Origin of the sequence: Mesorhizobium sp. B2-4-18 (assembly GCF_006441385.1) — a bacterium.
Classification (GTDB): domain Bacteria; phylum Pseudomonadota; class Alphaproteobacteria; order Rhizobiales; family Rhizobiaceae; genus Mesorhizobium; species Mesorhizobium australicum.
In genome coordinates this window covers 432368-458170 of the sequence record NZ_VFUW01000002.1, presented here as the reverse complement: position 1 = coordinate 458170, position 25803 = coordinate 432368, and the positions used below count along the sequence as shown (strand labels likewise).

The 25803-nt window shown below is 63.2% G+C and carries 24 protein-coding genes; 23 read left to right on the top strand and 1 reads right to left on the bottom strand.

Annotation, left to right across the window (positions count from 1 at the left end):
- Positions 1-46: 46 nt before the first annotated feature.
- The 17 genes from FJ527_RS05740 to FJ527_RS05660 all read left to right on the top strand — a co-directional run bounded on the left by FJ527_RS05740 (position 47) and on the right by FJ527_RS05660 (position 18262).
- A complete protein-coding gene (locus tag FJ527_RS05740; protein ID WP_010910112.1) occupies positions 47-412 on the top strand; it encodes an NADH-quinone oxidoreductase subunit A in 366 nt (121 codons plus the stop codon).
- Entirely contained in the window at positions 403-984 is a 582-nt protein-coding gene (locus FJ527_RS05735) for an NADH-quinone oxidoreductase subunit B (RefSeq protein ID WP_015317338.1), read from the top strand. The genes FJ527_RS05740 and FJ527_RS05735 overlap by 10 nt, the downstream gene beginning before the upstream one ends.
- Before the next feature lie 4 nt (positions 985-988).
- Entirely contained in the window at positions 989-1591 is a 603-nt protein-coding gene (locus FJ527_RS05730) for an NADH-quinone oxidoreductase subunit C (protein WP_140661000.1), read from the top strand.
- The gene (locus FJ527_RS05725) at positions 1591-2781 is read left to right on the top strand and encodes an NADH-quinone oxidoreductase subunit D (RefSeq protein WP_015317340.1); all 1191 of its coding nucleotides are present in this window, start codon (positions 1591-1593) and stop codon (positions 2779-2781) included. The genes FJ527_RS05730 and FJ527_RS05725 overlap by 1 nt, the downstream gene beginning before the upstream one ends.
- A complete protein-coding gene (gene nuoE / locus FJ527_RS05720; protein WP_140822107.1) occupies positions 2782-3795 on the top strand; it encodes an NADH-quinone oxidoreductase subunit NuoE in 1014 nt (337 codons plus the stop codon). It abuts the gene before it with no gap.
- Positions 3796-3805: 10 nt separating this feature from the next.
- On the top strand, positions 3806-5110 hold the full coding sequence (nuoF, locus tag FJ527_RS05715) for an NADH-quinone oxidoreductase subunit NuoF (protein ID WP_015317342.1): 1305 nt from the start codon (positions 3806-3808) through the stop codon (positions 5108-5110).
- Positions 5111-5175: 65 nt separating this feature from the next.
- Positions 5176-5871: an NADH-ubiquinone dehydrogenase gene (locus tag FJ527_RS05710; protein WP_140714751.1), complete on the top strand. Its 696-nt coding sequence runs from the start codon at positions 5176-5178 to the stop codon at positions 5869-5871.
- A 73-nt stretch (positions 5872-5944) separates the two neighbouring features.
- Entirely contained in the window at positions 5945-8026 is a 2082-nt protein-coding gene (nuoG, locus tag FJ527_RS05705; RefSeq protein WP_140615823.1) for an NADH-quinone oxidoreductase subunit NuoG, read from the top strand.
- 2 nt (positions 8027-8028) lie between these two features.
- Positions 8029-9072 carry an NADH-quinone oxidoreductase subunit NuoH gene (nuoH, locus tag FJ527_RS05700; protein ID WP_015317345.1) on the top strand — a complete coding sequence of 348 codons (1044 nt, stop codon included), beginning with the start codon at positions 8029-8031 and terminating at the stop codon, positions 9070-9072.
- A complete protein-coding gene (nuoI, locus tag FJ527_RS05695; RefSeq protein ID WP_015317346.1) occupies positions 9072-9563 on the top strand; it encodes an NADH-quinone oxidoreductase subunit NuoI in 492 nt (163 codons plus the stop codon). The genes nuoH and nuoI overlap by 1 nt, the downstream gene beginning before the upstream one ends.
- 235 nt (positions 9564-9798) lie before the next feature.
- Complete coding sequence (locus FJ527_RS05690; RefSeq protein WP_140822105.1) at positions 9799-10419, top strand: NADH-quinone oxidoreductase subunit J; 621 nt, start codon at positions 9799-9801, stop codon at positions 10417-10419.
- A gap of 1 nt (position 10420) precedes the next feature.
- Positions 10421-10729, top strand: a complete 309-nt coding sequence (gene nuoK, locus FJ527_RS05685) for an NADH-quinone oxidoreductase subunit NuoK (RefSeq protein WP_023798863.1) — start codon at positions 10421-10423, stop codon at positions 10727-10729.
- Between the two features lie 10 nt (positions 10730-10739).
- On the top strand, positions 10740-12713 hold the full coding sequence (gene nuoL, locus FJ527_RS05680) for an NADH-quinone oxidoreductase subunit L (RefSeq protein ID WP_140822103.1): 1974 nt from the start codon (positions 10740-10742) through the stop codon (positions 12711-12713).
- Complete coding sequence (locus FJ527_RS05675) at positions 12713-14218, top strand: NADH-quinone oxidoreductase subunit M (protein WP_140615827.1); 1506 nt, start codon at positions 12713-12715, stop codon at positions 14216-14218. The genes nuoL and FJ527_RS05675 overlap by 1 nt, the downstream gene beginning before the upstream one ends.
- Positions 14219-14237: 19 nt before the next feature.
- Positions 14238-15674, top strand: coding sequence for an NADH-quinone oxidoreductase subunit NuoN (gene nuoN / locus FJ527_RS05670; protein ID WP_015317351.1), 1437 nt, complete (start codon positions 14238-14240; stop codon positions 15672-15674).
- A 4-nt stretch (positions 15675-15678) separates the two neighbouring features.
- Positions 15679-16500: a biotin--[acetyl-CoA-carboxylase] ligase gene (locus FJ527_RS05665; RefSeq protein WP_140615830.1), complete on the top strand. Its 822-nt coding sequence runs from the start codon at positions 15679-15681 to the stop codon at positions 16498-16500.
- A 91-nt stretch (positions 16501-16591) separates the two neighbouring features.
- On the top strand, positions 16592-18262 hold the full coding sequence (locus tag FJ527_RS05660) for a ribonuclease J (RefSeq protein WP_140822102.1): 1671 nt from the start codon (positions 16592-16594) through the stop codon (positions 18260-18262).
- Here FJ527_RS05660 and FJ527_RS05655 read toward each other — a convergent pair.
- On the bottom strand, positions 18252-19142 hold the full coding sequence (locus FJ527_RS05655) for an MBL fold metallo-hydrolase (protein WP_140822100.1): 891 nt from the start codon (positions 19140-19142) through the stop codon (positions 18252-18254). The genes FJ527_RS05660 and FJ527_RS05655 overlap by 11 nt on opposite strands.
- 125 nt (positions 19143-19267) lie before the next feature.
- On the opposite strand from FJ527_RS05655, the gene mce reads away from it, so the two are divergent.
- The 6 genes from mce to FJ527_RS05625 all read left to right on the top strand — a co-directional run bounded on the left by mce (position 19268) and on the right by FJ527_RS05625 (position 25794).
- Positions 19268-19672 carry a methylmalonyl-CoA epimerase gene (gene mce / locus FJ527_RS05650; protein ID WP_015317355.1) on the top strand — a complete coding sequence of 135 codons (405 nt, stop codon included), beginning with the start codon at positions 19268-19270 and terminating at the stop codon, positions 19670-19672.
- Positions 19669-19953 (top strand): DUF1467 family protein, encoded by a 285-nt coding sequence (locus tag FJ527_RS05645; RefSeq protein ID WP_023769792.1) that lies wholly within the window; start codon positions 19669-19671, stop codon positions 19951-19953. The genes mce and FJ527_RS05645 overlap by 4 nt, the downstream gene beginning before the upstream one ends.
- A gap of 651 nt (positions 19954-20604) precedes the next feature.
- Complete coding sequence (gene proS, locus FJ527_RS05640) at positions 20605-21933, top strand: proline--tRNA ligase (protein WP_015317358.1); 1329 nt, start codon at positions 20605-20607, stop codon at positions 21931-21933.
- A complete protein-coding gene (locus tag FJ527_RS05635) occupies positions 21930-23216 on the top strand; it encodes a lipoprotein-releasing ABC transporter permease subunit (protein WP_015317359.1) in 1287 nt (428 codons plus the stop codon). Before proS ends, FJ527_RS05635 begins: the two co-directional genes overlap by 4 nt.
- On the top strand, positions 23168-23896 hold the full coding sequence (locus tag FJ527_RS05630) for an ABC transporter ATP-binding protein (protein ID WP_181166285.1): 729 nt from the start codon (positions 23168-23170) through the stop codon (positions 23894-23896). The genes FJ527_RS05635 and FJ527_RS05630 overlap by 49 nt, the downstream gene beginning before the upstream one ends.
- Positions 23897-24543: 647 nt before the next feature.
- Positions 24544-25794 carry a site-2 protease family protein gene (locus FJ527_RS05625; RefSeq protein WP_140615838.1) on the top strand — a complete coding sequence of 417 codons (1251 nt, stop codon included), beginning with the start codon at positions 24544-24546 and terminating at the stop codon, positions 25792-25794.
- Positions 25795-25803 lie beyond the last annotated feature (9 nt).

Sequence of the window (25803 nt, the reverse complement as noted above, 5' to 3'; positions counted from 1 at the left end):
TCGGTGCTGTAGTCAAAGTGGATTGGCGCCAACGGAAAGCCGCTGCATGAACGCACTTCTCAGTTCGTACCTGCCCATCGTCCTGTTTATCGGCGTGGCACTGGTCGTCGGCCTGGCGCTGCTGGCGGCTCCGTTCCTGGTGGCGTATCGCAACCCCGATCCCGAAAAGCTTTCCGCCTACGAGTGCGGTTTCAACTCGTTCGACGATGCCCGCATGAAATTCGACATCCGCTTCTACCTGGTGTCGATCCTGTTCATTATATTCGACCTGGAAGTTGCCTTCCTCTTCCCCTGGGCAGTGTCCTTCTCGAAGATCGGCATGCTCGGTTTCTGGTCAATGATGGTGTTTTTGGCAGTGCTGACCATCGGCTTTGCCTATGAATGGAAAAAAGGAGCGCTGGAATGGGATTGAACGACAGTTCAGGCACCCTCGTCGCGCCGAAGCCCAAAGGTATTATCGATCCCAACACCGGCAGGCCGGTGGGGGAGGACGATCCCTTCTTCCTCGAAATCAACAATGAGCTTGCCGACAAGGGTTTTCTGGTCACCTCGACCGAGGCGCTGATCACCTGGGCGCGCAGCGGCTCGCTGATGTTCATGACCTTCGGTCTGGCTTGCTGCGCGGTCGAGATGATCCACACCTCGATGCCGCGCTACGATTCGGAGCGGTTCGGTGTCGCGCCGCGCGCGTCTCCGCGCCAGTCCGACATCATGATCGTCGCCGGCACGCTGACCAACAAGATGGCGCCGGCGCTGCGCAAGGTCTACGACCAGATGCCGGAGCCGCGCTACGTCATCTCGATGGGTTCGTGCGCCAATGGCGGCGGCTACTATCACTATTCCTATTCGGTGGTGCGTGGCTGCGACCGCGTCGTGCCGGTCGACATCTATGTGCCCGGCTGCCCGCCGAGCGCCGAAGCCCTGCTCTACGGCATTCTTCTGCTGCAGAAGAAGATCCGCCGCACCGGCACGATCGAACGGTAAATCCATGGCCGCCTCCTTAAGCGAACTGTCGACCTATCTCGGCGAGAAGCTGCCTGGCCGCTTCGGCGATGCGGTATTCGCCTATGGCGAGCTCACCGTTCACGTCGAGCCTCAAAACCTGATCGAGGTGATGACCTTCCTGCGCGACGATGCGCGCTGCCAGTTCATCTCGATCATCGATGTCTGCGGTGCCGACTACCCGTCGCGGGCCAAGCGCTTCGACGTCGTCTATCACCTGCTTTCGCCGAAGCAGAATGTGCGCATTCGCATCAAGGTGCAGACCGACGAGGAGACGATGGTGCCTTCGATCACCGGCGTCTATCCCGGCGCCGACTGGTTCGAGCGCGAAACCTACGATCTCTATGGCGTGCTGTTTTCGGGCCATCCGGACCTGCGCCGCCTGCTGACCGACTACGGTTTCGAAGGCCATCCGCTGCGCAAGGATTTCCCGCTGACCGGTTTCGTCGAAGTGCGTTACGACGACGAAGCCAAGCGCGTCATCTACGAGCCGGTGGAACTGAAGCAGGAATTCCGCAATTTCGATTTTCTGTCCCCATGGGAAGGCACGGATTACGTGCTGCCAGGGGATGAGAAGGCAAAGCAGTAATGGCTGAAACCTCCGTCCGCAACTTTAACATCAACTTCGGACCTCAACACCCTGCCGCGCACGGCGTTTTGCGCCTCGTGCTGGAGTTGGACGGCGAAGTCGTCGACCGCGTCGATCCGCATATCGGGCTCTTGCATCGCGGTACGGAGAAGCTGATCGAGGCAAAAACCTATCTGCAGGCGCTGCCTTATCTCGACCGGCTCGATTATTGCGCGCCGATGAACCAGGAGCACGCCTTCGCGCTGGCCGCCGAGCGCCTGCTCGGCATCGAGGTGCCGAGGCGCGGCCAGCTGATCCGCGTGCTCTATTGCGAAATCGGCCGTATCATGTCGCACATCCTCAATGTGACGACGCAAGCCATGGACGTCGGCGCGCTGACGCCGCCGCTGTGGGGCTTCGTCGAGCGCGAAAAGCTGATGGTGTTCTATGAGCGCGCCTCGGGCTCGCGCATGCATGCGGCCTATTTCCGTCCGGGCGGCGTCCACCAGGACCTGCCGCGCCAGCTGGTCGAGGACATCGGCAAGTGGATCGACCCTTTCCTGAAATCGCTCGACGATCTCGACAGGCTGCTCACCGGCAACCGCATTTTCAAGCAGCGCAATGTCGACATCGGCATCGTCTCGCTGGCCGACGCCTGGGCCTGGGGCTTTTCGGGCGTCATGGTCCGTGGTTCGGGCTCGCCGTGGGACCTGCGCAAGTCGCAGCCCTATGAATGCTATTCGGAAATGGATTTCGACATTCCTGTCGGCAAGAATGGTGACTGTTTCGACCGCTACCTCGTGCGCATGGAAGAAATGCGCCAGTCGGCACGGATCATGCGCCAGTGCATCGATCTCCTGCTCGGCAAGGAAAGCACCGGGCCGGTGTCGAACCTCGACGGCAAGGTGGTGCCGCCCAAGCGCCAGGCGATGAAGCGTTCGATGGAAGCGCTCATCCATCACTTCAAGCTCTACACCGAGGGCTACCGCGTCCCGGCCGGCGAGGTCTATGCGGCGGTCGAGGCGCCCAAGGGAGAGTTCGGCGTCTACCTGGTCTCCGACGGCACCAACAAGCCCTACCGCTGCAAGCTGCGCGCACCCGGTTTCGCGCATCTGCAAGCCATGGATTTCCTCTGCCGCGGCCACATGCTGGCCGACGTCACCGCCGTCCTCGGCTCCCTCGACATCGTGTTTGGTGAGGTCGATCGCTAAATGTCAGTCCGCCGTCTCGCAGAAGCCAGCGTCCAGCCAGCCTCCTTCGCCTTCAACCGGGCGAATGCGGCAGCGGCGAAGCAATGGATCAAGAAGTATCCCAAGGGCCGCGAGCAGTCGGCGATCATTCCCCTGCTGATGATAGCGCAGGAGCAGGAAGGCTGGGTCACCAAGGCGGCGATCGAGACGATTTCCGACATGCTCGGCATGCCGCGTATCCGCGGCCTCGAGGTCGCGACCTTCTATACGCAGTACCAGTTGAACCCCGTCGGCACCCGTGCGCACATCCAGGTCTGCGGCACCACGCCCTGCATGCTGCGCGGCTCGGAAGCGCTGATGGATGTGTGCCGCTCGAAGATCCATCACGACCAATTCCACACCAACGACAAGGGCACCTTGTCGTGGGAAGAGGTCGAGTGCCTCGGCGCCTGCGTCAACGCGCCGATGGTCATGGTGTTCAAGGATACGTTCGAGGATCTGACACCGGAACGGCTGGCTGAGATCATCGATCTCTACGATGCGGGCAAGGGCGCCTCGGTGACGCCGGGACCGCAGAACGGCCGCACCGGCTCGGAGCCGGCCTCCGGCCTGACCACGTTGAAGAGCGAAAAGGCGATCCTCAAGTCGACCCGCGACCGTGAAGCCCGGGAAGCGGCCAGGGCCGCGAAGGCATCGCCCGACGCGATCATCGCTGCGCCTGTGCCGGCACCGGCCGCCCCAGCTGCGCCTGGTCCGGTTGCTCCGTCGAAATCCAGCAGGCCGAAGACCGCCGCGCCAGAGACCAACCCGACGTTGAAGACGCCGTCGCCGGCCAAGGTCGCGCCGGTCACCGAGAACGCGGCCAGCGTTGCGCCACCCCTCCACTCGGCCGCCAACGCCAACAAGGCCGCTCCTGAAGTCGAGGCGACTCCAAAACAACGCAATGGGCCGAAGAACCGGGCCGAACCGGGCAGCGCCTTCAAGGCGCCGGAGACCAAGCAGCCTGCCGCCAAGCCGACCAAGAAGCCGGTCTGAGGGACGAAAAATGCTTCAGGACAAAGACCGCATCTTCACCAACATATACGGCCTCTTCGACAAGTCGCTGGCCGGCGCCATGGCGCGCGGCGCCTGGGACAACACGCCCGGCATCGTCGCCAAGGGGCGTGAGTGGATCGTCAACGAGATGAAGGCGTCGGGACTGCGCGGACGCGGCGGCGCCGGCTTCCCGACCGGGCTGAAATGGTCGTTCATGCCCAAGCAGAGCGACGGCCGGCCAAGCTATCTCGTCATCAACGCCGATGAATCCGAGCCCGGCACCTGCAAGGACCGCGACATCCTGCGCAACGATCCGCACACGCTGGTCGAGGGCGCGTTCCTGGCCGGCTTCGCCATGGGCGCGATTGCCGCCTACATCTATGTGCGCGGCGAGTTCATCCGCGAGCGCGAGGCGCTGCAGCGGGCGATCGAGGAGGCCTACGAGGCCAAGCTGATCGGCAAGAACAACACGTCGGGCTACGATTTTGAAATCTACATGCATCACGGCGCCGGCGCTTATATTTGCGGCGAGGAAACGGCGCTGTTGGAAAGCCTCGAAGGCAAGAAGGGCCAGCCCCGGCTGAAGCCCCCATTCCCGGCCAATGTCGGCCTCTATGGCTGCCCGACCACTGTCAACAATGTCGAATCGATCGCGGTGGCGCCGACCATCCTGCGCCGGGGGGCTGCCTGGTTCTCGTCCTTCGGCCGGCCCAACAATGTCGGCACCAAGCTGTTCTGCGTTTCCGGCCACGTCAACAATCCGTGCACTGTCGAAGAGGCGATGTCGATCCCGTTCCGCGAGCTTATCGAAACCCATTGCGGCGGCATCCGCGGCGGCTGGGACAATCTGCTCGCCGTCATTCCGGGCGGCGCCTCGGTGCCACTGGTGCCGGCGGAGCAGATCATCGATACGCCGATGGATTTCGACGCGCTGCGCGATCTCAAGTCCGGCCTCGGCACGGCCGCCGTCATCGTCATGGACAAGTCGACCGATGTCGTGAAGGCGATCGCGCGGCTTTCCTACTTCTACAAGCATGAAAGCTGCGGCCAGTGCACGCCGTGCCGCGAGGGCACCGGCTGGATGTGGCGGGTGATGGAGCGGCTGGTGCGCGGCGAGGCTCAGAAGCGCGAGATCGACATGCTGCTCGACGTCACCAAGCAGGTCGAAGGCCACACGATCTGCGCGCTGGGCGATGCGGCGGCATGGCCGATCCAGGGCCTGATGCGGCATTTCCGCGGCGAGGTGGAGCGGCGCATCGACGAGTTTTCGCGCAACGCGCACCGGGCCGAACCGGTGATGGTGGCGGCGGAATAACAAGAAACTTTTGAACGCGGGAAGAAACGGGGCGGGGCGAACGAAGAAACGACCAGGAGAACTCTATGGCGCCGTATTCGACACCCTACCCATTGATGCCCAATTTGGACCAGATCGAGAAGATGAACCAGGACCTGACCAGGATGATGCCGAAGGAGATGGCCAGCGCCGTCAACCTTTTCGCGCACCCTGTCGCGGGTGCGGCGGCGATGTCGGCGCTTGGCATGGGGCTCGCCAATCATGCGTTCGGCGTCTGGATGGGCGCGCTTTCGGGGGCCGCCGAGGCATCACACCGCCTCATGCAGCCGCTGATCGAGGATTTCGAGGCACGCGTCGAGCAATTCGAGGATGCGAACTCGTCGTCCATCAGGGCGCGGGCGACCGCGAAGACGATGATTGCCGAGGCGCAGTCCTTCGCCCAGGAAGTCACCGATATCGCAGCCAGGGAAGCCGCCACCACCGCGCCGGCCGCCAATGCCGCTCCGGCAACAAGCGAGGCAGCGGATGTGCTGCTGCCGGAAGATTTCAGGCAGCCCAAGGCCATGGAGAAGCCGACGAGGCCGTCCGACCTCAAGGCGATATCGGGCATCGGCCCGAAGCTGGAAAAAGTGCTGAACGGCCTCGGTATCTGGACGTTTGCCCAGATCGCCGCATGGTCGCCGCAAGAGATTGCCTGGGTCGACGATTATCTGTCGTTCAAGGGCCGCATCGGCCGTGACGACTGGACTGCCCAGGCGGCGGCGCTGGCCGCGAAGAAGTGAATGAAATCTCGGGCGCTGCGTCTGTCGCGCCCGGAAAATGAGATTGCGGGAAATCCGCAGGGGTTTGAGGCGAATGGCAAAGCTCAAGGTCGACGGGAAAGAAATCACTGTACCCGACCATTACACGCTGCTGCAGGCGGCCGAGGACGCGGGCGCGGAAGTGCCGCGCTTCTGCTTCCATGAGCGGCTGTCGATCGCCGGCAATTGCCGCATGTGCCTGATCGAGGTGAAGGGCGGGCCGCCCAAGCCGCAGGCCTCCTGCGCCATGGGCGTGCGCGACCTGCGCCCCGGCCCGAACGGCGAGCCGCCGGAAATCTTCACCAACACGCCGATGGTCAAGAAGGCCCGGGAAGGCGTGATGGAATTCCTGCTGATCAACCATCCGCTGGACTGCCCGATCTGCGATCAGGGCGGCGAGTGCGACCTGCAGGACCAGGCGATGGCCTTCGGCGTCGATTCCTCGCGCTACCACGAGAACAAGCGCGCGGTGGAAGACAAGTATATCGGCCCGCTGGTCAAGACAGTGATGAACCGCTGCATCCACTGCACGCGCTGCGTCCGCTTCACCACCGAAGTTGCCGGCATTTCCGAACTCGGCCTGATCGGCCGCGGCGAGGATGCCGAGATCACCACTTATCTCGAACAGGCAATGACCTCGGAGTTGCAGGGCAACGTGATCGATCTCTGCCCGGTCGGCGCGCTGACCTCCAAGCCCTTCGCCTTCCAGGCGCGGCCGTGGGAGCTGACCAAGACCGAATCCATCGACGTGATGGATGCCGTCGGCTCGGCGATCCGCGTCGATAGCCGTGGGCGCGAAGTGATGCGCATCCTGCCGCGCGTCAACGAAGCCGTGAACGAGGAATGGATTTCCGACAAGACCCGCTTCATCTGGGACGGCCTGCGCACGCAGCGCCTCGATCGCCCCTATGTGCGCAAGGACGGCAGGCTGGTTCCGGCGAGCTGGGCCGAAGCGTTCGCGGCGATCAAGGGCGCGGTTTCGGCGGCGGCCCCCGACAAGATCGGCGCCATCGCGGGCGATCTCGCGGCGGTTGAGGAAATCTATGCGCTGAAGCTCCTGATGGCCTCGCTCGGTTCGAAGAACACCGATTGCCGCCAGGACGGCGCGGCGCTCGATCCGGCACTCGGACGTGCCAGCTATATCTTCAACCCGACCATCGAAGGCATCGAGCAGGCCGACGCGGTGCTGATCATCGGGGCCAATCCGCGCTTCGAGGCCTCGGTGCTCAACGCCCGCATCCGCAAGCGCTGGCGCCTCGGCAATCTGCCGGTCGGTGTCATCGGCGATGTCGGCGACACGCGCTATGACTACGAACAGCTGGGCGCCGGGCCGGATTCGCTGAAGGATCTGGCGGACGGCAACGGCAAGTTCTTCCAGACGCTGAAGAAGGCGACGCATCCCCTTATTATCGTCGGTCAGGGCGCTCTGGCGCGCGCCGATGGCGCGGCCGTGCTCGGCCAAGCGGCCAGGCTCGCCGCCGCCGTGAATGCCGCACGCGCCGACTGGAACGGCTTTGCCGTGCTGCACACCGCAGCGGCGCGCGTCGGCGGCCTGGACCTCGGCTTCGTGCCGGGCGAGGGCGGCAAGAACGTCGCCGGCATGCTGGGCGAGACGGATGTCCTGTTCCTGCTCGGCGCCGACGAGATCGACATGAGCAAGACCGGCGGCGCCTTCGTCGTCTATGTCGGCACGCACGGCGACGCCGGCGCGCATCGCGCCAATGTCATCCTGCCGGCGGCTGCCTATACCGAAAAGTCCGGCACCTACGTCAACACCGAAGGGCGCGTCCAGCAGACCAACCGCGCCGGCTTCGCGCCGGGCGACGCGCGCGAGGATTGGGCCATATTGCGGGCGCTGTCCGACGTACTGGGCAAGAAACTGCCGTTCGATTCTCTGCCGCAGCTGCGCGCAAAGCTCTATGGCGAATACCCGCATCTGGCCCGCATCGACCAGGTCGCGGCCGGCAACGCCGAGGATATCGCCGGCGTGGCGAAGCTCGGCGGGCGGTTGAACAAGGGAACCTTCACCTCGCCGGTCAAGGATTTCTACCTGACCAACCCGATCGCGCGCGCATCGGCCGTGATGGCTGAATGCTCGGCACTGGCCAAGAGCGGCTTCAAGCAGGCGGCGGAATAAGCATGGACACCTTCTTCTCCTTCTACGTGCTGCCGGCGCTGCTGATCCTCTTGAAGTCAGTCGTGCTGATCGTGGTGCTGCTGATCTTCGTCGCCTACATCCTTTATGCCGACCGCAAGATCTGGGCGGCGGTGCAGCTTCGCCGTGGCCCGAATGTCGTCGGCCCCTGGGGCACGCTGCAGGCCTTCGCCGACCTGCTGAAATTCGTCTTCAAGGAACCGGTCATCCCGTCGGGCGCCAACAAGGGCGTCTTCCTGCTGGCGCCACTTGTCTCCGCCGTGCTGGCGATCTCGGCCTGGGCCGTCATACCGGTCAGCCAGGGTTGGGCGATCGCCAACGTCAATGTCGGCATCCTCTATGTCTTCGCCATCTCCTCGCTCGAGGTCTATGGCGTGATCATGGGCGGCTGGGCGTCCAACTCGAAATATCCTTTCCTTGGCGCGTTGCGTTCGGCGGCGCAGATGGTGTCATACGAAGTTTCGATCGGCTTCGTCATCGTCACCGTGCTGCTCACCGCCGGCTCGCTCAACCTCAGCGATATCGTGCTGTCGCAGCAGGGTGGGCTTGGTACGCGACTCGGCCTGCCCAACACGTTCCTCGACTGGAACTGGCTGGCGCTGTTCCCGATGTTCGTCATCTTCTTCATCTCGGCGTTGGCGGAGACCAACCGTCCGCCCTTCGATCTGGTCGAAGCCGAATCGGAGCTGGTCGCCGGCCACATGGTCGAATATTCGTCGACGCCGTTCCTTTTGTTCTTCCTGGGCGAGTATGTCGCGATCGTGCTGATGTGCGCGCTGGCCACCATCCTGTTCCTCGGCGGCTGGCTGCCTCCCTTCGACTTCGCGCCCTTCACCTGGGTGCCCGGCGTGATCTGGTTCGTGCTGAAGGTCTGTTTCGTGTTCTTCGGCATCTCGATGGTGAAGGCCTTCGTGCCGCGCTACCGCTACGACCAGCTGATGCGGCTGGGCTGGAAAGTGTTCCTGCCGATCTCGCTGTTCATGGTGGTCGCCACCGCCGCCTTCCTCAAGATCACGGGGTTTGCGTGATGTCCGCTTTGTCCCAGGCCGCAAAATCGCTGCTGCTGCAGGATTTCGTCAGCGCCTTCTTCCTGTCGATGCGCCAGTTCTTCGCGCCGAAGGAGACGATCAACTATCCGCACGAGAAGGGCCCGATCAGCCCGCGCTTTCGCGGCGAGCATGCGTTGCGCCGCTATCCCAATGGCGAGGAACGCTGCATCGCCTGCAAATTGTGCGAGGCGATCTGCCCGGCGCAGGCGATCACCATCGAGGCCGGCCCTCGCCGCAATGACGGCACGCGCCGCACGGTGCGTTACGATATCGATATGGTGAAGTGCATCTATTGCGGCTTCTGCCAGGAAGCCTGCCCGGTCGACGCCATCGTCGAGGGGCCGAATTTCGAATTCGCGACGGAAACGCGCGAGGAACTCTACTACGACAAGGACAGGCTGCTGGCGAATGGCGACCGGTGGGAGCGCGAACTGGCGCGCAACATCTCACTGGACTCGCCCTATCGCTGACATCTGACGCATGGACGGGGCGAGGGGCCTCGTCCAGGGGATGATCCCGAAAGTTGCGGACTTTTCGGACAAGATCATCCTCCGGAAGACAAAAGTGTCGCATGTTTCTTTTGATCGGGTATTTCAACCCGATCGGAACATGCGATAGGACACAACGAAACTTACCGACCGGAGGCGGTCGCAAACATCAAACAGGACGAGCGTCCTGTTTGGACAGGAACCCGGGGGATCCCCAATGCTGAGTGGACTAGAGGCGGCCTTCTTCTACCTCTTCGCCTTTGTCGCCGTGGCGTCGGCGTTCATGGTCATTTCGTCGCGCAACCCCGTGCATTCGGTGCTGTTCCTGATCCTGACCTTCTTCAACGCCGCCGGCCTGTTCATGCTGACCGGCGCCGAGTTCCTGGCGATGATCCTGCTCGTCGTCTATGTCGGCGCGGTCCTGGTGCTGTTCCTGTTCGTCGTCATGATGCTCGACGTCGATTTCGCCGAATTGAAGAGCGGCGCCCTGCAATACGCGCCGATCGGCGCGCTGGTCGGGCTGATCCTGGCGGCGGAGCTGATCGTGGTGCTGGGCGGCTACACCTTCGCGCCGAAGCTCGCCTCGACGGTCGCAAAGCCCATCCCGGATCTCGCCGCGCGATCGAACACGGCGGCGCTCGGCGACATCCTCTATACCGACTACCTCTACTACTTCCAGATTTCGGGCCTCATCCTGCTGGTCGCCATGATCGGCGCCATCGTTTTGACGCTGCGCCACAAGGAAGGGGTCAAGCGGCAGTCGATCGCAGCCCAGGTCGGCCGCACCGCGGTGACCGGCATGGAAGTCCGCAAGGTCAAGTCGGGCGAAGGAGTCTGAGATGGTCGTCGGCATCGCACATTATCTGACCGTATCGGCGATCCTGTTCACGCTCGGCGTGTTCGGCATCTTCCTCAACCGCCGCAACATCATCGTCATCCTGATGTCGATCGAGTTGATCCTGCTGGCGGTCAACATCAATTTCGTCGCCTTTTCGGCGGCGCTCGGCGATCTGGTCGGCCAGGTGTTCGCGCTGTTCGTGCTGACGGTCGCGGCGGCTGAAGCCGCCATCGGGCTTGCCATTCTCGTCGTCTTCTTCCGCAACCGCGGCTCGATCGCGGTCGAAGACGTGAACATGATGAAGGGTTGACGGGGCGACTATGTATCAAGCGATCGTCTTCCTTCCGCTGCTCGGCTTCCTGATCGTAGGCCTGTTCGGCAATGCGCTCGGTGCCAAGGCATCCGAATACATCACCTCCGGCTTCCTGGTGATCGCGGCCGTGCTGTCATGGGTCGCCTTCTTTTCCGTCGGCTTCGGCCACGGCGAGGTGTTCACCGTGCCGGTGCTGCACTGGATCCAGTCCGGCGGGCTGGACGTCTCCTGGGCGCTCAGGATCGACACGCTGACGGTGGTGATGCTGGTAGTGGTCAACACAGTGTCGGCGCTGGTTCACATCTATTCGATCGGCTACATGCACCACGATCCGAACCGGCCGCGCTTCTTCGCCTATCTGTCGCTGTTCACCTTCGCCATGCTGATGCTGGTCACGGCCGACAACCTCGTGCAGATGTTCTTCGGCTGGGAAGGGGTGGGCCTCGCGTCCTACCTGCTGATCGGCTTCTGGTACAAGAAGCCGTCGGCCAATGCCGCGGCAATAAAGGCCTTCGTCGTCAACCGCGTCGGCGATTTCGGCTTCGCGCTCGGCATTTTCGGCGTCTTCGTGCTGTTCGGCTCGGTCAATCTCGGCACGATCTTTGCCAATGCGGCGACGTTCATCCCGGCCGAAGGCGCGCCGCAGGGTGCCGCCGTACTCACCTTCCTCGGCCATGCGCTCGACAAGCAGGCGGCAATGACCGTCGTCTGCCTGCTGCTGTTCATGGGTGCCATGGGCAAGTCGGCGCAGGTGCCGCTGCACACCTGGCTGCCGGACGCCATGGAGGGCCCGACCCCGGTGTCGGCGCTGATCCATGCCGCCACCATGGTGACGGCCGGCGTGTTCATGCTGGCGCGGCTTTCGCCGCTGTTCGAATTGTCGCACTCGGCGCTGACGGTGGTCACCTTCATCGGCGCCTTCACCGCCTTTTTCGCGGCGACCGTCGGCCTGGTCCAGAACGACATCAAGCGCGTCATCGCCTATTCGACCTGCTCGCAGCTCGGCTACATGTTCGTGGCGCTCGGCGTCGGCGCCTATGGCGCGGCGATCTTCCATTTGTTCACGCACGCCTTCTTCAAGGCGCTTCTGTTCCTCGGCTCCGGATCGGTCATCCACGCGGTTTCCGACGAGCAGGACATGCGCAAGATGGGCGGCCTGAGGAAGCTGATCCCGACCACCTACTGGATGATGGTGATCGGCACGCTGGCGCTGACCGGCGTCGGCATTCCGGTGACCGTCATCGGCACCGCCGGCTTCTTCTCCAAGGACGCCATCATCGAGGCCTCCTTCGCAGGCCACAATTCGGTCGCCGGCCTGGCCTTCATCCTGCTGGTCATCGCCGCCTGCTTCACCGCCTTCTATTCCTGGCGGCTGATCTTCATGACCTTCCATGGCAAGCCGCGGGCGAGCCACGAGGTGATGCACCACGTCCATGAATCGCCGCCGGTGATGCTGGTGCCGCTGTTCGTGCTGGCGGCTGGGGCGCTGTTTGCCGGTGTCATCTTCCACAATTCCTTTATCGGCGAAGGCTATGCCGAGTTCTGGAAGGCGTCGCTGTTCACGCTGCCGGACAACCATATCCTGCACGAGATCCACGAATTGCCGCTGTGGGTGGAGCTCTCGCCCTTCATCGCCATGCTGATCGGTTTCGCTCTGGCCTGGAAGTTCTACATCCGCTCGCCGGAGATGCCGGTCAATCTGGCCGCCCAGCATCGCGGGCTGTACGCCTTCCTGCTCAACAAGTGGTATTTCGACGAGCTTTACGACTTCCTGTTCGTTCGCCCGGCCAAGCGTCTCGGTCACTTCCTGTGGAAGACCGGTGATGGGACCATCATCGATGGGCTCGGGCCTGACGGCATTTCGGCGCGCGTCGTCGACGTCACCAACCGCGTCGTCAAGCTGCAGACCGGCTATCTCTACCACTACGCCTTCGCCATGCTGATCGGCGTTGCCGCACTCGTCACCTGGATAATGCTCTGATGACCGCCTGGCCAATCCTCTCGCTGGTCACCTTCCTGCCTCTGGTTGGTGTGCTGCTGATCCTGTTCATCAACGATGACAGCGAAAACGCGCGGCGCAACATCCGCGCCATCGCGTTCATAACCACGGCATTCACCTTCCTGGTGTCGCTGTTGATCTGGACCGGCTTTGACAATTCGCAGGCCGGGTTCCAGTTTGTCGAAAAGGTCGCCTGGCTCGATTCCGGCATTTCCTACCATATGGGCGTCGACGGCATTTCCATGCTGTTCGTCATCCTGACGACCTTCCTGATGCCGCTTTGCATCCTGGCGTCGTGGGAAGCGATCGAGAAGCGCGTCAAGGCCTACATGATCGCCTTCCTGCTTCTGGAAACGCTGATGATCGGCGTGTTCTGCGCGCTGGACATCGTGCTGTTCTACGTCTTCTTCGAAGCCGGCCTGATCCCGATGTTCATCATCATCGGCGTATGGGGCGGCAAGCGGCGCGTCTACGCCTCGTTCAAGTTCTTCCTCTATACGCTGGCCGGCTCGGTGCTGATGCTGCTCGCCATCATGGCGATGTTCTTCCAGTCCGGCACCACCGACATCCCGACGCTTCTGACGCACAGCTTCCCGGCCAACATGCAGACCTGGCTGTGGCTTGCCTTCTTCGCCTCCTTCGCGGTGAAGATGCCGATGTGGCCGGTGCACACCTGGCTGCCCGACGCGCACGTCGAGGCGCCGACGGCGGGCTCGGTCATCCTGGCCGGCATCCTGCTGAAAATGGGCGGATACGGCTTCCTGCGCTTCTCCTTGCCGATGTTCCCGCTGGCCTCCGAAATGTTCGCACCGCTGGTGTTCACGCTGTCGGTCGTCGCCATCATCTACACCTCGCTGGTGGCGCTGATGCAGGAGGACATGAAGAAGCTGATCGCCTATTCGTCGGTCGCCCATATGGGCTTCGTCACCATGGGCATCTTTGCCATGAACCAGGAAGGCGTGCAGGGCGCCATCTTCCAGATGCTCAGCCACGGCCTGGTGTCGGGCGCGCTGTTCCTGTGCGTCGGCGTCATCTATGACCGCATGCACACGCGCGAGATCGCCGCCTATGGCGGTCTCGTCAACAACATGCCGAAATACGCGACCGTGTTCCTGATCTTCACCATGGCCAATGTCGGCCTGCCGGGCACGTCAGGTTTCGTCGGCGAGTTCCTGACCATGCTTGGTGTGTTCCGGGTCAACACCTGGGTAGCGTTCTTCGCCGCCACCGGCGTCATCCTGTCGGCGGCCTATGCGCTTTGGCTCTACCGCCGGGTGATCTTCGGCGCGCTGACCAAGGACAGCCTGAAGGGGCTGCTCGACCTGTCGACCCGTGAGAAGGCGATCATCTATCCGCTGGTCGTACTGGTCATCTTCTTCGGCGTCTATCCCGCACCCGTCTTCGACGCGACGGCCCAGTCGGTCAAGTCGCTCGTCACCAATGTCACCGCATCCATCGGCGCCGCGCAGACCGCGGCGGCGAACTGACCCAGGGGTTTTGCGAACCATGACGCCGGACCTTCTCTCCAGCCTGTCGCTCTCGACGCCCGAGCTGATCCTTGCCATCGGCGCGCTCGCGCTGCTTATGGTCGGGGCCTATTCGCGTTCCAACACCGCCAATACGGTGACCGGCCTTGCCGTCGCCGTGCTGGTGATCGCAGGCGCCTGGCTGATCTTCCACGCAGGGCAGGGCAGCGCCTATGGCAATGCCTTCATCCAGGATTCCTTCGCCCGCTTCATGAAGGTGCTGGCGCTGATCGGCTCGGCGGTGACGCTGATCATGTCGATGCGCTTTGCCAAGGCGGAGCGTTTCGACAAGTTCGAATATCCGGTGCTGATCCTGCTTTGCACGCTCGGCATGATGCTGATGATCTCGGCCAACGGCATGATCGGGCTCTATCTCGGCCTCGAACTGCAGTCGCTTGCGATCTATGTGCTGGCGGCGATCAATCGCGACAATCTGCGTTCGACAGAAGCCGGCCTGAAATATTTCGTCCTCGGCGCGCTGTCCTCGGGCATGCTGCTCTACGGCATCAGCCTGGTCTACGGCTATACCGGCAACACCGGCTTCCAGGAGATCGCCACGGCACTGGGCGGCGGCGAGCGCCAGCTTGGCCTTGTCGTCGGCCTCGTCTTCGTGCTGGCCGGGCTTGCCTTCAAGATCTCGGCGGTGCCGTTCCACATGTGGACGCCAGACGTCTATGAGGGCGCACCGACACCGGTGACGGCCTTCCTGGCGGCAGCGCCGAAAATGGCGGCGATGGCGCTGATCGTGCGCGTCACCATGGGTGCGTTCAAGCCGATCGCCTCCGACTGGCAGCAGATCATCGTCTTCATCTCGATCGCCTCGATGGCGCTTGGCTCCTTCGCCGCGATCGGCCAGACCAACATCAAGCGGCTGATGGCCTATTCCTCGATCGGCCATATGGGCTACGCGCTGGTCGGCCTTGCCGCGAACAGCCAGGCCGGCGTGCGCGGCGTCGCCATCTACATGCTGATCTACCTGGTGATGACGCTCGGCACCTTCGCCTTCATCCTTGCCATGCGGCGCAAGGAAGGCAATGTCGAGCAGATCAGCGATCTCGCCGGCCTCTCGTCGACCAACCCCATCATGGCGACGATCCTGACCATCCTGATGTTCTCGCTGGCCGGCATTCCGCCGCTCGCCGGCTTCTGGGGGAAGTGGTACGTCTTCCTCGCCGCCATCAACGCCAACCTCTATGCGCTGGCAATCATCGGCGTGCTCGCTTCCGTGGTGGGCGCTTACTACTACCTGCGCATCATCAAGATCATGTGGTTCGATGAGCCGGTCGGCGGCTTTGTGCCGATGGCCAGCGAGTTGCGTGTCGTGCTCGGCGTCAGTGGCGCCTTCGTGCTGTTCTACGTGCTGATCGGCGGGCCGATCGGGACCTATGCCGAAGCCGCCGCCAAGACATTTTTCTGACGGGATGGCATTTCGGCTGGCTCCAACCTCGGCGTCGGAAGGGTTCCGGCTCGAGGCGCATGACAGTGTCGGCTCCACCAACGCGCTGGCGCTGGACCATGCCCGGGCGGGCGACCCGGGCAAGCTCTGGGTCGTTTCCAAGAAGCAGGAAAGCGGGCGCGGCCGGCGTGGCCGTGCCTGGGCAACGCCGGAAGGCAATCTGGCGGCGACGCTGCTCCTCATCACCGGCGGCGAATTGCGCCTTGCCGCGACGCTCGGCTTCGTCGCGGGGCTGGCGCTGGCCGACGCGCTCGACGCGGTGGTGCCGAAGGGCCGCATCGCGATAGGCCTCGACGGAGCGAGCCAGGGACAGAACCGTTTCGAGCTGAAATGGCCAAACGATGTGCTCGCCTCCGGCGCCAAGCTGGCCGGCATCCTGCTGGAGTCGGCGATGCTTGACGGTAGCCGCTTCGCGGTGGCGGTGGGCATCGGCGTCAATGTGGTGGCGCATCCGCGGGATTTGCCTTATCCCGCGACATCGCTTCACGCGTTGGGCGCGGCTTGCGATGCCGAAACGCTGTTTCTGGCGCTGTCGGATGCCTGGAGCGAGAATGCCCGCCTGTGGGACGAAGGACGTGGCCTTGCCGCCATCAGGAAGCGTTGGCTGGCCCGCGCGGCGGGCCTTGGCGGCGAGGTTGCTGTCAGAATTGACGGTAATGTGGTGCGTGGCGTGTTCGAGACCATTGACGAGGACTGCCGTTTCGTGATCCGCGACGATGACGGGTCTGTTCTGACGGTCGCCGCCGGCGATGTGCATTTCGGCGCGGTGGCGTCCGCGCGGATATAATTTGTTTTTGAGCAATTCCGGACGGAAAACCGGTAGGCACTTGCTGGAATTGCTTTAACGGCTTGGCCCGAGGGTCAGGAAGGAAAAAATCATGGCGAAAGCGGACAACGCCGAACTCGTCTTCGTGCCGCTCGGCGGCGTCGGCGAGATCGGCATGAACTTCGCCCTCTACGGCTATGGCCCGCCGAGCGCGCGCGAATGGATCGTCATCGATGTCGGCGTCACCTTTCCCGACGCGGCGCATCCAGGCGTCGACCTGATCCTGCCCGACACGCGCTTCATCGAGGAGAACCTCGCCAATCTGCGCGGCATCATCATCACCCACGCGCATGAGGACCACTACGGCGCGCTGCTCGACATCTGGCCGAAGCTGAAGGCGCCGGTCTGGATGACGCCGTTCAGCGCCGGGCTGCTGGAAGCCAAGCGTCAGGGCGAGCAGGGCGCGCCGAAGATCCCGCTGACAATCTACCGGGCGGGCGAAAAGTTCACGGTGGGCCCCTTCGAGATCGAAGCCATTCCGGTGGCTCACTCCATTCCCGAACCCATGTCGCTGGCGATCACCTCGCCGGCCGGCACCGTCATCCACACCGGCGACTGGAAGATCGATCCGGAGCCGACGATCGGTCCCAAGACCGACGAGGCGCGGTTCCGCGCCTGTGGCGACAAGGGCGTGCTGGCGCTGATCTGCGATTCGACCAATGCGCTGCGCGAAGGCGAGTCGCCTTCGGAAGTGGCCGTGGGCGAGGGCCTGAAAGGCGTCATCCAGGCGGCCAAGGGCCGCGTCGCCGTCACCACCTTCTCCTCCAATGTCGGACGCATCGTTTCCATCGCCAGGGCAGCGCGCGATGCCGGCCGCCAGTGCCTTGTGCTCGGCCGCTCGTTGAAGCGCGTCATCGATGTGGCCGGCGAGCTTGGCTACATGGACGGCCTGCCGGAGTTCATCGCCGAGGAGGATTTCGGCTTCATCCCGCGCGAGAACCTGGTCATCATCTGCACCGGCAGCCAGGGCGAGCCGTTGGCGGCACTTGCCAAGCTGTCGCGCGACGAGATGAAATCGGTGTCGCTGACAGCGGGCGACACGGTGGTGTTTTCCTCGCGCACCATTCCCGGCAACGAGAAGGCGATCCTCGAGATCAAGAACCGCCTCATCGATCTCGGCATCAAGATCATCGAAGACGGCGATGCGCTGGTGCATGTCTCCGGCCACCCCCGCCGCAGCGAACTGCGCAAGATGTATGAATGGGTGCGTCCGCAAGTCGGCGTTCCCGTGCATGGCGAGGCGGCGCATCTGGTGGCGCAGGGCTCGCTGATGTCCACCTCCGGCATTGGCCAGGTGGCGCAGGTGCGCGACGGCGACATGCTGCGGCTCGCTCCTGGTCCCGCCACGATCATCGACCAGGTGCCGTTCGGGCGCGTCTACAAGGACGGCAATCTGATCGGCACCGATCAGGCGATGGGTATTCGCGACAGGCGCAAGCTGTCCTTTGCCGGTCATGTCGCGGTCAATGTCGTGCTTGATGACAAGTACGAGCTGGCCGGCGATCCCGACCTGGTCGCCATTGGCGTCGCCGAAACCGATGCCCGTGGCGAGACGCTAGAGGACCTGATGATCGATGCGGCCGTCGGTGCGGTCGATTCGATCCCCCGCCAACGCCGCAAGGACCTCGACCTGGTGCAGGAGGCGGTGCGGCGCGCGGTGCGCGGCGCGGCCAACGAAGCCTGGGGCAAGAAACCGCTGGTGACGGTTTTCGTCACCCGGTGACGGAGGCGTCGGGTGCTCGGATGTTCAGCTGATAGCTGACCGGAATCCAGCGAAAGGAATGGTCTATCCGCCCGACATAGCCCAAGCCCGGAAACGGCATGTGGTGGCCGGCGACGAGCAGGCGCCGCTCGGCGGCCATGCCGAGCAGCCGCTTGCGGGTCTCGATTGCCTTTTCCTTGTCGTCGTCGAAATCGGCATGCCACTGCGGACGCTGGATCGACACGACATAATGCAGGAAAGCGTCCGACCAGATCAGCAATTGCTGTCCGTCGCTTTCGACAAGGAAGGCCAAAAGCCCGGCGGAGTGACCGGCCGCGTCGATGGCAGTGATGCCCGGCACCACTTCGTCTCCAGGCGCTATGAACGTCGCGCGGTCGGCCAGGCCGGTGCAAATGCGCCTAAAGAGATCACGATTGGCCAACCTGGCCGGACGCACCGCATTTCCTTCGGTCCAGAAGGCGAATTCCGCTGCGCCGAATACCAGGCGTGCGCGGCTGAAAACGGATGCGCCATTCCGGACAAGCCCGCCAATGTGGTCCGGGTGCCCGTGCGTGATGACCACCACATCGATGTCATCAGGGCCGAGCCCAAGGGCTTGCAAGCACTCCAGGAGTGAACTGTCTTCATCTCCGCAGCCGGTGTCGAACAGGATCTTTTCGGAACCGGTATCGACCAGCGTCGGGATGAAGCAATGCTCGTAGCGATCCTGGTCGATGAAGTTCGAAACCGCGAGTTCGAGCACGGCCGCCGGCGGCTGTCCGGCCGCGAAGGCCGATGCAAGCCCGTCTCTGACATCGACGGCATCGAGCAGAGCGGCAATTTTGAACGACCCGAGATCGAAGGTGAAAACGCGGGGGCGGGCAGGGCTGATTCCGGACATTGGCCTTTGTACTTTGTGGCTGCCGGTTGCAACAGGTGCGACAGTGCGCTCCTCGCGAAAGGCTGTTGATCTCGGCTGATTTGACGTATGACGCCAGTCGTTGGACCTGGGAGAAAAGCTCGGACATGCTCGGACGGCTGAACCACGTCGCGCTTGCGGTGCCGGATTTGACCGCCGCCGTTGCAGCTTACCGCAACACGCTCGGCGCCGAAGTGACCGAGCCGCAGGCGTTGCCGGAGCATGGCGTCACCGTGGTGTTCGTCGATGTCGGCAACACCAAGGTCGAGTTGCTGGAGCCGCTTGGCGAGGGCTCCCCAATCGCGGCATTCCTCGAGAAGAACCCGTCGGGCGGCATGCATCATCTCTGCTACGAGGTCGACGACATCCTGGCCGCGCGCGACCAGCTCAAGGCCGCCGGTGCCAGGGTGCTTGGCGACGGCAATCCCAAACCAGGCGCGCACGGCAAGCCGGTGCTGTTCCTGCATCCGAAGGATTTCTTCGGCACGCTGATCGAACTGGAGCAATCATGAGCTGGGTCTCGTTCACCGCGCTGTTTTTCGCGACCTGGTGGGTGGTGCTGTTTGCCGTCCTGCCGTTCAGCGTCAGAACGCAGGACGACGATCACGACGTGACGCTGGGCACGGTACCGAGCGCGCCGCGCGGGCCGCATATGCTGCGTGCCGTGATCCGCACCACCATCGCAACGGCGGTCCTGATGGGCATTTTCTACGGCCTGACGCACGGGCTGGGATACAGCCTCAACGACATCCCGCACATCGTGCCGGATTTCAGTCCGACCCCAGGGAAATAGACGTGGCGGCAGGGTGCTCCGATAAGGTCGGAGCGCTGCGGATGGGATTGAGATGCCGCCCTGTACGGCGGCTACTGGCTGCTGACGCAAGGTCATGTAGCCTGCCAATTCGCGGCGCTAACCAGATGATTGCACAAAAAAAATGCAAGGCACAAGGCCTTGCAATTAAACGCGTCCGATCTGTTTCCGGTATCCGGCGGCAGCGAGTAACCGCGCCTAGATCGCATCCTCCCAAGACTTTGACCGCGTAGGAGAGCAGATTTTTTTCTGCCCTCTCGGTTATCGGGGCACATTAGCCCAACGGAAATGAAAATGTCACGAAGAATTTTGCCTTGAAACGGGCATTCTCGTGCTGCACTGCACAATAGTGCGGCAGGGTTTGCTTTTGAAACGTCCAGTCAGGGTCGACAGAGCCTTTGCGGCATGTTCGCAATTGACGCGCGCAAAGAATTGACGGCCAAACCCGAAGAGGTTCGGTGCGTTCCATTGTCGGCGCGGGTCGATCCGGAAGCGAGGGATTCGGGCTCGGAAGGGGCTGACGTGGTGGGATGGCCGGGTTTCCATTCGGTCATGAAATCGCTATGAAGCCGGGGCAAGCAAGCCTGCGCCGCGCCGATTCTGGCGTGGCCATTCTCATTCACGGACCTGTCCATGCGTTTGTCGCGCTATTTCCTGCCTATCCTCAAAGAAAACCCGCGCGAGGCCGAAATCGTCTCGCATCGGCTGATGCTGCGCGCCGGCATGATCCGCCAGCAGGGGCAAGGCAGTTTTTCCTGGCTGCCGCTGGGCAAACGGGTGCTGGACAAGGTCTGCAAGATCATCCGCGAGGAGCAGAACCGCGCCGGTGCGCTGGAGATCCTGATGCCGACCATCCAGTCGGCCGATCTGTGGCGCGAGAGCGGCCGTTACAACGACTACGGCAAGGAGATGCTGCGCATCAAGGACCGGCAGGACCGCGACATGCTCTACGGTCCGACCAACGAGGAAATGGTCACCGAGATTTTTCGCGCTTACGTCAAATCCTACAAGGACCTGCCGCTCAACCTCTACCACATACAGTGGAAGTTCCGTGACGAGGTGCGGCCGCGCTTCGGCGTGATGCGTTCGCGCGAATTCCTGATGAAGGACGCCTATTCCTTCGATCTCGACTTCGAAGGCGCGAGAGCGGCCTATAACCGGATGTTCGTGTCCTATCTCAGAACCTTCACGCGCATGGGCTTGCAGGCCATTCCGATGCGGGCCGACACCGGTCCGATCGGCGGCGATCTCAGCCACGAGTTCATCATCCTGGCCGACACTGGTGAAAGCCAGGTCTTCTGCCATCGCGATTACCTGTCGCTTGCCGTGCCCGGCGCGAACACCGACTTCGCCAATGACGGCGAGATAGCAGATATCGTCAAGACGTGGACGACGCCTTACGCCGCCACCGACGAGATGCATGACGAGGCGGCCTGGGAGAAGGTTCCGACTGGCGACCGGGTCTCGGCGCGCGGCATCGAGGTCGGCCATATCTTCCACTTCGGCGAGAAATATTCCAAGCCGATGGGGGCCAAGGTGACGGGGCCCGACGGCAAGGATCATTTCGCCTCGGGCGGCTCCTACGGTATCGGCCCGTCGCGGCTGGTCGCGGCGATCATCGAGGCCAGCCATGACGAGAACGGCATCATCTGGCCGGAAGCGGTGGCGCCGTTCGATATCGGCCTGATCAACATGAAGGCGGGCGATGCCGACTGCGATCGCGTCTGCGACGAACTCAACGCCGCCTTCACCGCCGCCGGCAAGGACGTCCTCTACGACGATACCGACCAGCGGCCGGGCGGCAAATTCGCCACCGCCGACCTGATCGGCCTGCCCTGGCAAGTGATCGTCGGGCCGCGCGGCGTCGCCGCCGGCGAGGTCGAGATCAAGAATCGCAAGACCGGCGAGCGCGTGACGCTGCCGATCGCCGACGCGGCCAAACACTTCGGTGCCGCCGCATGAGCGAGGCGGCGGCAGCGAGATCGGCGGGCGCCGGCCCTTTTTCCATCTTCGAGCGCACGGTCGCCTGGCGCTATTTGCGTTCGCGGCGCAAGGAGACGGTGATCTCGGTGATCGCCTCGATCTCTTTTCTCGGCATCATGCTGGGCGTCGCCACGCTGATCGTGGTCATGGCGGTGATGAACGGCTTCCGCGCCGAGCTTTTGACGCGCATCCTTGGCGTCAACGGCCATCTGATCGTGCAGCCGCTCGATTCACCGCTTGAGGACTATGCCCAGGTCGCCAGCCGCATCAACGGCGTACCCGGGGTCAAATACGCCATCCCGCTGATCGACGGCCAGGTGCTGGCGCAAGGCAATGTCGGCGGCGGCACCGGCGCGCTGGTGCGCGGCATCCGGGGTGAAGATCTCGGCAAGATCGCCATAGTGGCCAGCAACATCAAGCAAGGCACGCTCGCCGATTTCGATACCGGCGAGGGTGTCGCCATCGGCAAGCGCATGGCCGAGAATCTCGGCCTGACGCTCGGCGATACCATTACCTTGATCTCGCCGGACGGGGATGTGACGCCGCTCGGCACCACGCCGCGCATGAAGGGCTACAAGATCGCGGCGATCTTCGAGGTCGGCATGTCCGAATATGACACGTCGATCGTCTACATGCCGTTCTCCGAAGCGCAGCTCTACTTCAACATGGACGGCCGGGCGCAGACGATCGAGATCTATGTCGACAATCCCGACGATGTCGACGCGCTGAAACCCAAGGTGGAAGCGGCGGCGCAGCGGCCGATCGACATGGTCGACTGGCGCCAGCGCAACGAGACTTTCTTTTCGGCTCTGCAGGTCGAACGCAACGTCATGTTCATGATCCTGACGCTGATCGTGCTGGTGGCGGCGCTCAACATCATTTCAGGACTGATCATGCTGGTGAAGGACAAGGGGCATGACATCGCCATCCTGCGTACCATGGGCGCCTCGCGCGGCGCCATCCTGCGCATCTTCCTGATGACTGGGGCGGCGATCGGCGTGACGGGCACGCTCGCCGGCGTGCTGCTCGGCGTCGTGATCTGCACCAACATCGAATCGATCCGCCAGTTCTTCTCCTGGATGACCGGCAAGGTGCTGTTCAACCCGGAGCTCTATTTCCTCAGCCAGTTGCCGGCCAAGATGGATCCGCGCGAGACGACCTATGTCATCATCATGGCGCTTGCGCTGTCCTTCCTGGCAACGGTGTTTCCGGCATGGCGGGCGGCCCGCCTCGATCCGGTCGAAGCCTTGAGGTACGAGTAGTGGCCGAGGTCCTGATCGAGCTGAAGAGCGTCGAACGGCACTACGTCCAGGGGCCGCGCAAGCTCACCATCCTGAACGGCGCCGATTTCGCGCTGCGGCGCGGTGAAATGGTGGCGCTGGTGGCCCCGTCGGGCACCGGCAAATCGACGCTGCTGCATACGGCCGGGCTGCTGGAGCGGCCAGATGCCGGCGACGTGATCCTGTCCGGACGCGCCTGTGGCCGGTTGTCCGACGACGAGCGCACCTCGATCCGCCGCAACGATGTCGGCTTCGTCTATCAGTTCCATCATTTGCTGCCGGAGTTTTCCGCGCTGGAAAACATCATGATGCCGCAGCTCATCAAGGGTCTGCCGCGCAAGGAGGCATCCGAGCGCGCGGCGCAACTGCTCGACTACATGCAGATCGGCAAACGGGCGTCGCACCGGCCATCCGAGCTGTCCGGCGGCGAGCAGCAGCGCGTCGCCATCGCGCGTGCGGTCGCCAATGCGCCGCTGGTGCTTTTGGCCGACGAGCCGACCGGCAACCTCGACCCGGTCACAGCCTCCTACGTGTTCGAGGCGCTGGAGGCACTGGTGCGGCAATCGGGCCTCGCGGCGCTGATCGCCACCCACAATCACGAGCTTGCATCGCGCATGGACCGGCGCGTCACGTTGGCCGACGGCAAGGTGGTGCCGCTCTAAGGACGATTCTCACCCGACGTGTACCGCGCGGGGGTAGCTTAGAACCGCCAGTGAGCGCTCATTGCGATCAGAGTGGACGATATCGCGCTCGTCGCCAGGATGGCCAACCAAATTACGAGATTGCGAGAGAGGCGCCGCCGGCGACCTTGTCGCATACGCTTTCGCCAGCGTTCACCTTGATTTGCGCCTCCGTATTTCCCCATGTCGATCGCTCAGCAATGCCTCAGGCCCAGGCATTTTCGGCTCAGCCAAAATTTAATACAAGCGCTCGCTAATTTGTTCTTCCCGGGCTGAAGCCTACCCTGGCAAGCTTCCAACTCCCTCTCTTAGCGACCAATTAACGTTTCGCTAACCGTGCACAGTTCCCCGCCCATGGCCATACCTCCCAGCGGTTGACAATGGAACAAAATTAGAACAAATTAGAAACATATCAACAACAGGAGAGAGTTATGACCGATCTGGTTCAGGATGTCATCTCGCTGGTTTGCATGAGCGCGTTTCTTGTCTCCATGGCGATCTGGATCGGAGCCATGTGATTTGGCAGCGTCGGCCGTCGCTGTTTCTCGATGGCCATGCCGCCCCGCCGTTAAGCTTTTCTTGCCGCCGCGACGTTAGGGTGCGGCTCCAAGGCAGGGAGCAACGTCCAGGTGTCGCCCATCGTCACGGCCATTCTCGTGGCCAGCAATCTCGGGCTGATCTTTCTCCTGATGACCGTGCCGCTTGGTTTGCGCACGGTCAGGTCGAGCCGCATCGTGGCGATGGACCGGCAGCGCCTGTGGCAGGCGCTGTGGCCGCTCGGCAGCGATGCCGGCTGGTCCGGCGAGATCCTGTCGGCGCAGCCGCTGGACGAAGAGGGCGTCGCCCGCATCACGCTCTCTTGGGAAGGCCGCGATGGCAAGCCGATAGAGCGCAGGGCGCGGTTTGAAGATGTCGTCGAGGGCAACCGCTTCTCGATGCGGGTGATCGAGGACACCGCGCTCGATAGCTCGTTCTGGAAGGACTATGGCGAGACCGCCGAACTGGTTTCGGAGGGAAGCGGCACGCGCGTGACGCTCAGCCGGACCGACCGGTACCGCGGCGTGGCTTTCCTGGTGTTTCGCTATTTCGCCATGCGCCGCGAGCTCTCCAAGCTGCAGCGTTGGGCAAGGACCGGGCAGTATCGCAAGGGTGGCTGGTTCGAGCATCCGCTGAGCCAGGTCGGCTTTGCCGTGTTGTCGGCATTGATGCTGTGGCCGTTCTTCGGCCTTCACCTCGGCGGGCTGGCGCTGGCCGCGATCCTGACGTCGGTGGTGGCGCTGCACGAACTCGGCCACATGGCGGCGTTCCGGCTGACGGGCCATCGCAGGGCGCGGATGATCTTCATCCCGCTGCTTGGCGGCATCGCCATTGGCGGCCGGCCCTATAACAGCCGTTTCGAAGTGGCCTTCGTGGCGTTGATGGGGGCGGGGTTTTCCGCCTTCCTGGTGCCGATCGTCATCGCCGCCAGCGTTCTTGCCGGCGGCGAGGGTCACAAGGCGGCTGCCGCGCTACTCGCCGCACTCGCAGGCTGCGCTGCCCTGTTCAACATCGCCAATCTGGTGCCGGTGTGGAAGTTCGACGGCGGCCAGGTGCTGCGCCAGATCTGCCCGGGGCCGGTCGTCCTGGCGCTGGCGTCCTTCTCGCTGCTCTCGGCCTTTCTGGCGCTTGGCTGGCGGGCCGGTTTTTCCCTGGGCTTCCTGCTCGCGGCCGGTGCGGTATTTTCGATTCTCAGCCTGCTCACCGTCGGCAGCGGGGTGAAGCCACGCCACGAACTGGAGCCGATCGGCACTGTCGATCGTTTGGTCATCGCCGGGGCCTTGCTGGCGGTGTTCGCCATCCACGGCTGCGGCGTGTTGTGGGCGTCAGGGCAGTTGCTCTGAGCTGGTTGG

Coding starts and splice junctions, on each gene's coding strand:
- FJ527_RS05740 (WP_010910112.1), top strand. CDS start 47: ATGAACGCACTTCTCAGTTCGTACCTGCCCATCGTCCTGTTTATCGGC.
- FJ527_RS05735 (WP_015317338.1), top strand. CDS start 403: ATGGGATTGAACGACAGTTCAGGCACCCTCGTCGCGCCGAAGCCCAAA.
- FJ527_RS05730 (WP_140661000.1), top strand. CDS start 989: ATGGCCGCCTCCTTAAGCGAACTGTCGACCTATCTCGGCGAGAAGCTG.
- FJ527_RS05725 (WP_015317340.1), top strand. CDS start 1,591: ATGGCTGAAACCTCCGTCCGCAACTTTAACATCAACTTCGGACCTCAA.
- nuoE (WP_140822107.1), top strand. CDS start 2,782: ATGTCAGTCCGCCGTCTCGCAGAAGCCAGCGTCCAGCCAGCCTCCTTC.
- nuoF (WP_015317342.1), top strand. CDS start 3,806: ATGCTTCAGGACAAAGACCGCATCTTCACCAACATATACGGCCTCTTC.
- FJ527_RS05710 (WP_140714751.1), top strand. CDS start 5,176: ATGGCGCCGTATTCGACACCCTACCCATTGATGCCCAATTTGGACCAG.
- nuoG (WP_140615823.1), top strand. CDS start 5,945: ATGGCAAAGCTCAAGGTCGACGGGAAAGAAATCACTGTACCCGACCAT.
- nuoH (WP_015317345.1), top strand. CDS start 8,029: ATGGACACCTTCTTCTCCTTCTACGTGCTGCCGGCGCTGCTGATCCTC.
- nuoI (WP_015317346.1), top strand. CDS start 9,072: ATGTCCGCTTTGTCCCAGGCCGCAAAATCGCTGCTGCTGCAGGATTTC.
- FJ527_RS05690 (WP_140822105.1), top strand. CDS start 9,799: ATGCTGAGTGGACTAGAGGCGGCCTTCTTCTACCTCTTCGCCTTTGTC.
- nuoK (WP_023798863.1), top strand. CDS start 10,421: ATGGTCGTCGGCATCGCACATTATCTGACCGTATCGGCGATCCTGTTC.
- nuoL (WP_140822103.1), top strand. CDS start 10,740: ATGTATCAAGCGATCGTCTTCCTTCCGCTGCTCGGCTTCCTGATCGTA.
- FJ527_RS05675 (WP_140615827.1), top strand. CDS start 12,713: ATGACCGCCTGGCCAATCCTCTCGCTGGTCACCTTCCTGCCTCTGGTT.
- nuoN (WP_015317351.1), top strand. CDS start 14,238: ATGACGCCGGACCTTCTCTCCAGCCTGTCGCTCTCGACGCCCGAGCTG.
- FJ527_RS05665 (WP_140615830.1), top strand. CDS start 15,679: ATGGCATTTCGGCTGGCTCCAACCTCGGCGTCGGAAGGGTTCCGGCTC.
- FJ527_RS05660 (WP_140822102.1), top strand. CDS start 16,592: ATGGCGAAAGCGGACAACGCCGAACTCGTCTTCGTGCCGCTCGGCGGC.
- FJ527_RS05655 (WP_140822100.1), bottom strand. CDS start 19,142: ATGTCCGGAATCAGCCCTGCCCGCCCCCGCGTTTTCACCTTCGATCTC.
- mce (WP_015317355.1), top strand. CDS start 19,268: ATGCTCGGACGGCTGAACCACGTCGCGCTTGCGGTGCCGGATTTGACC.
- FJ527_RS05645 (WP_023769792.1), top strand. CDS start 19,669: ATGAGCTGGGTCTCGTTCACCGCGCTGTTTTTCGCGACCTGGTGGGTG.
- proS (WP_015317358.1), top strand. CDS start 20,605: ATGCGTTTGTCGCGCTATTTCCTGCCTATCCTCAAAGAAAACCCGCGC.
- FJ527_RS05635 (WP_015317359.1), top strand. CDS start 21,930: ATGAGCGAGGCGGCGGCAGCGAGATCGGCGGGCGCCGGCCCTTTTTCC.
- FJ527_RS05630 (WP_181166285.1), top strand. CDS start 23,168: ATGGCGGGCGGCCCGCCTCGATCCGGTCGAAGCCTTGAGGTACGAGTA.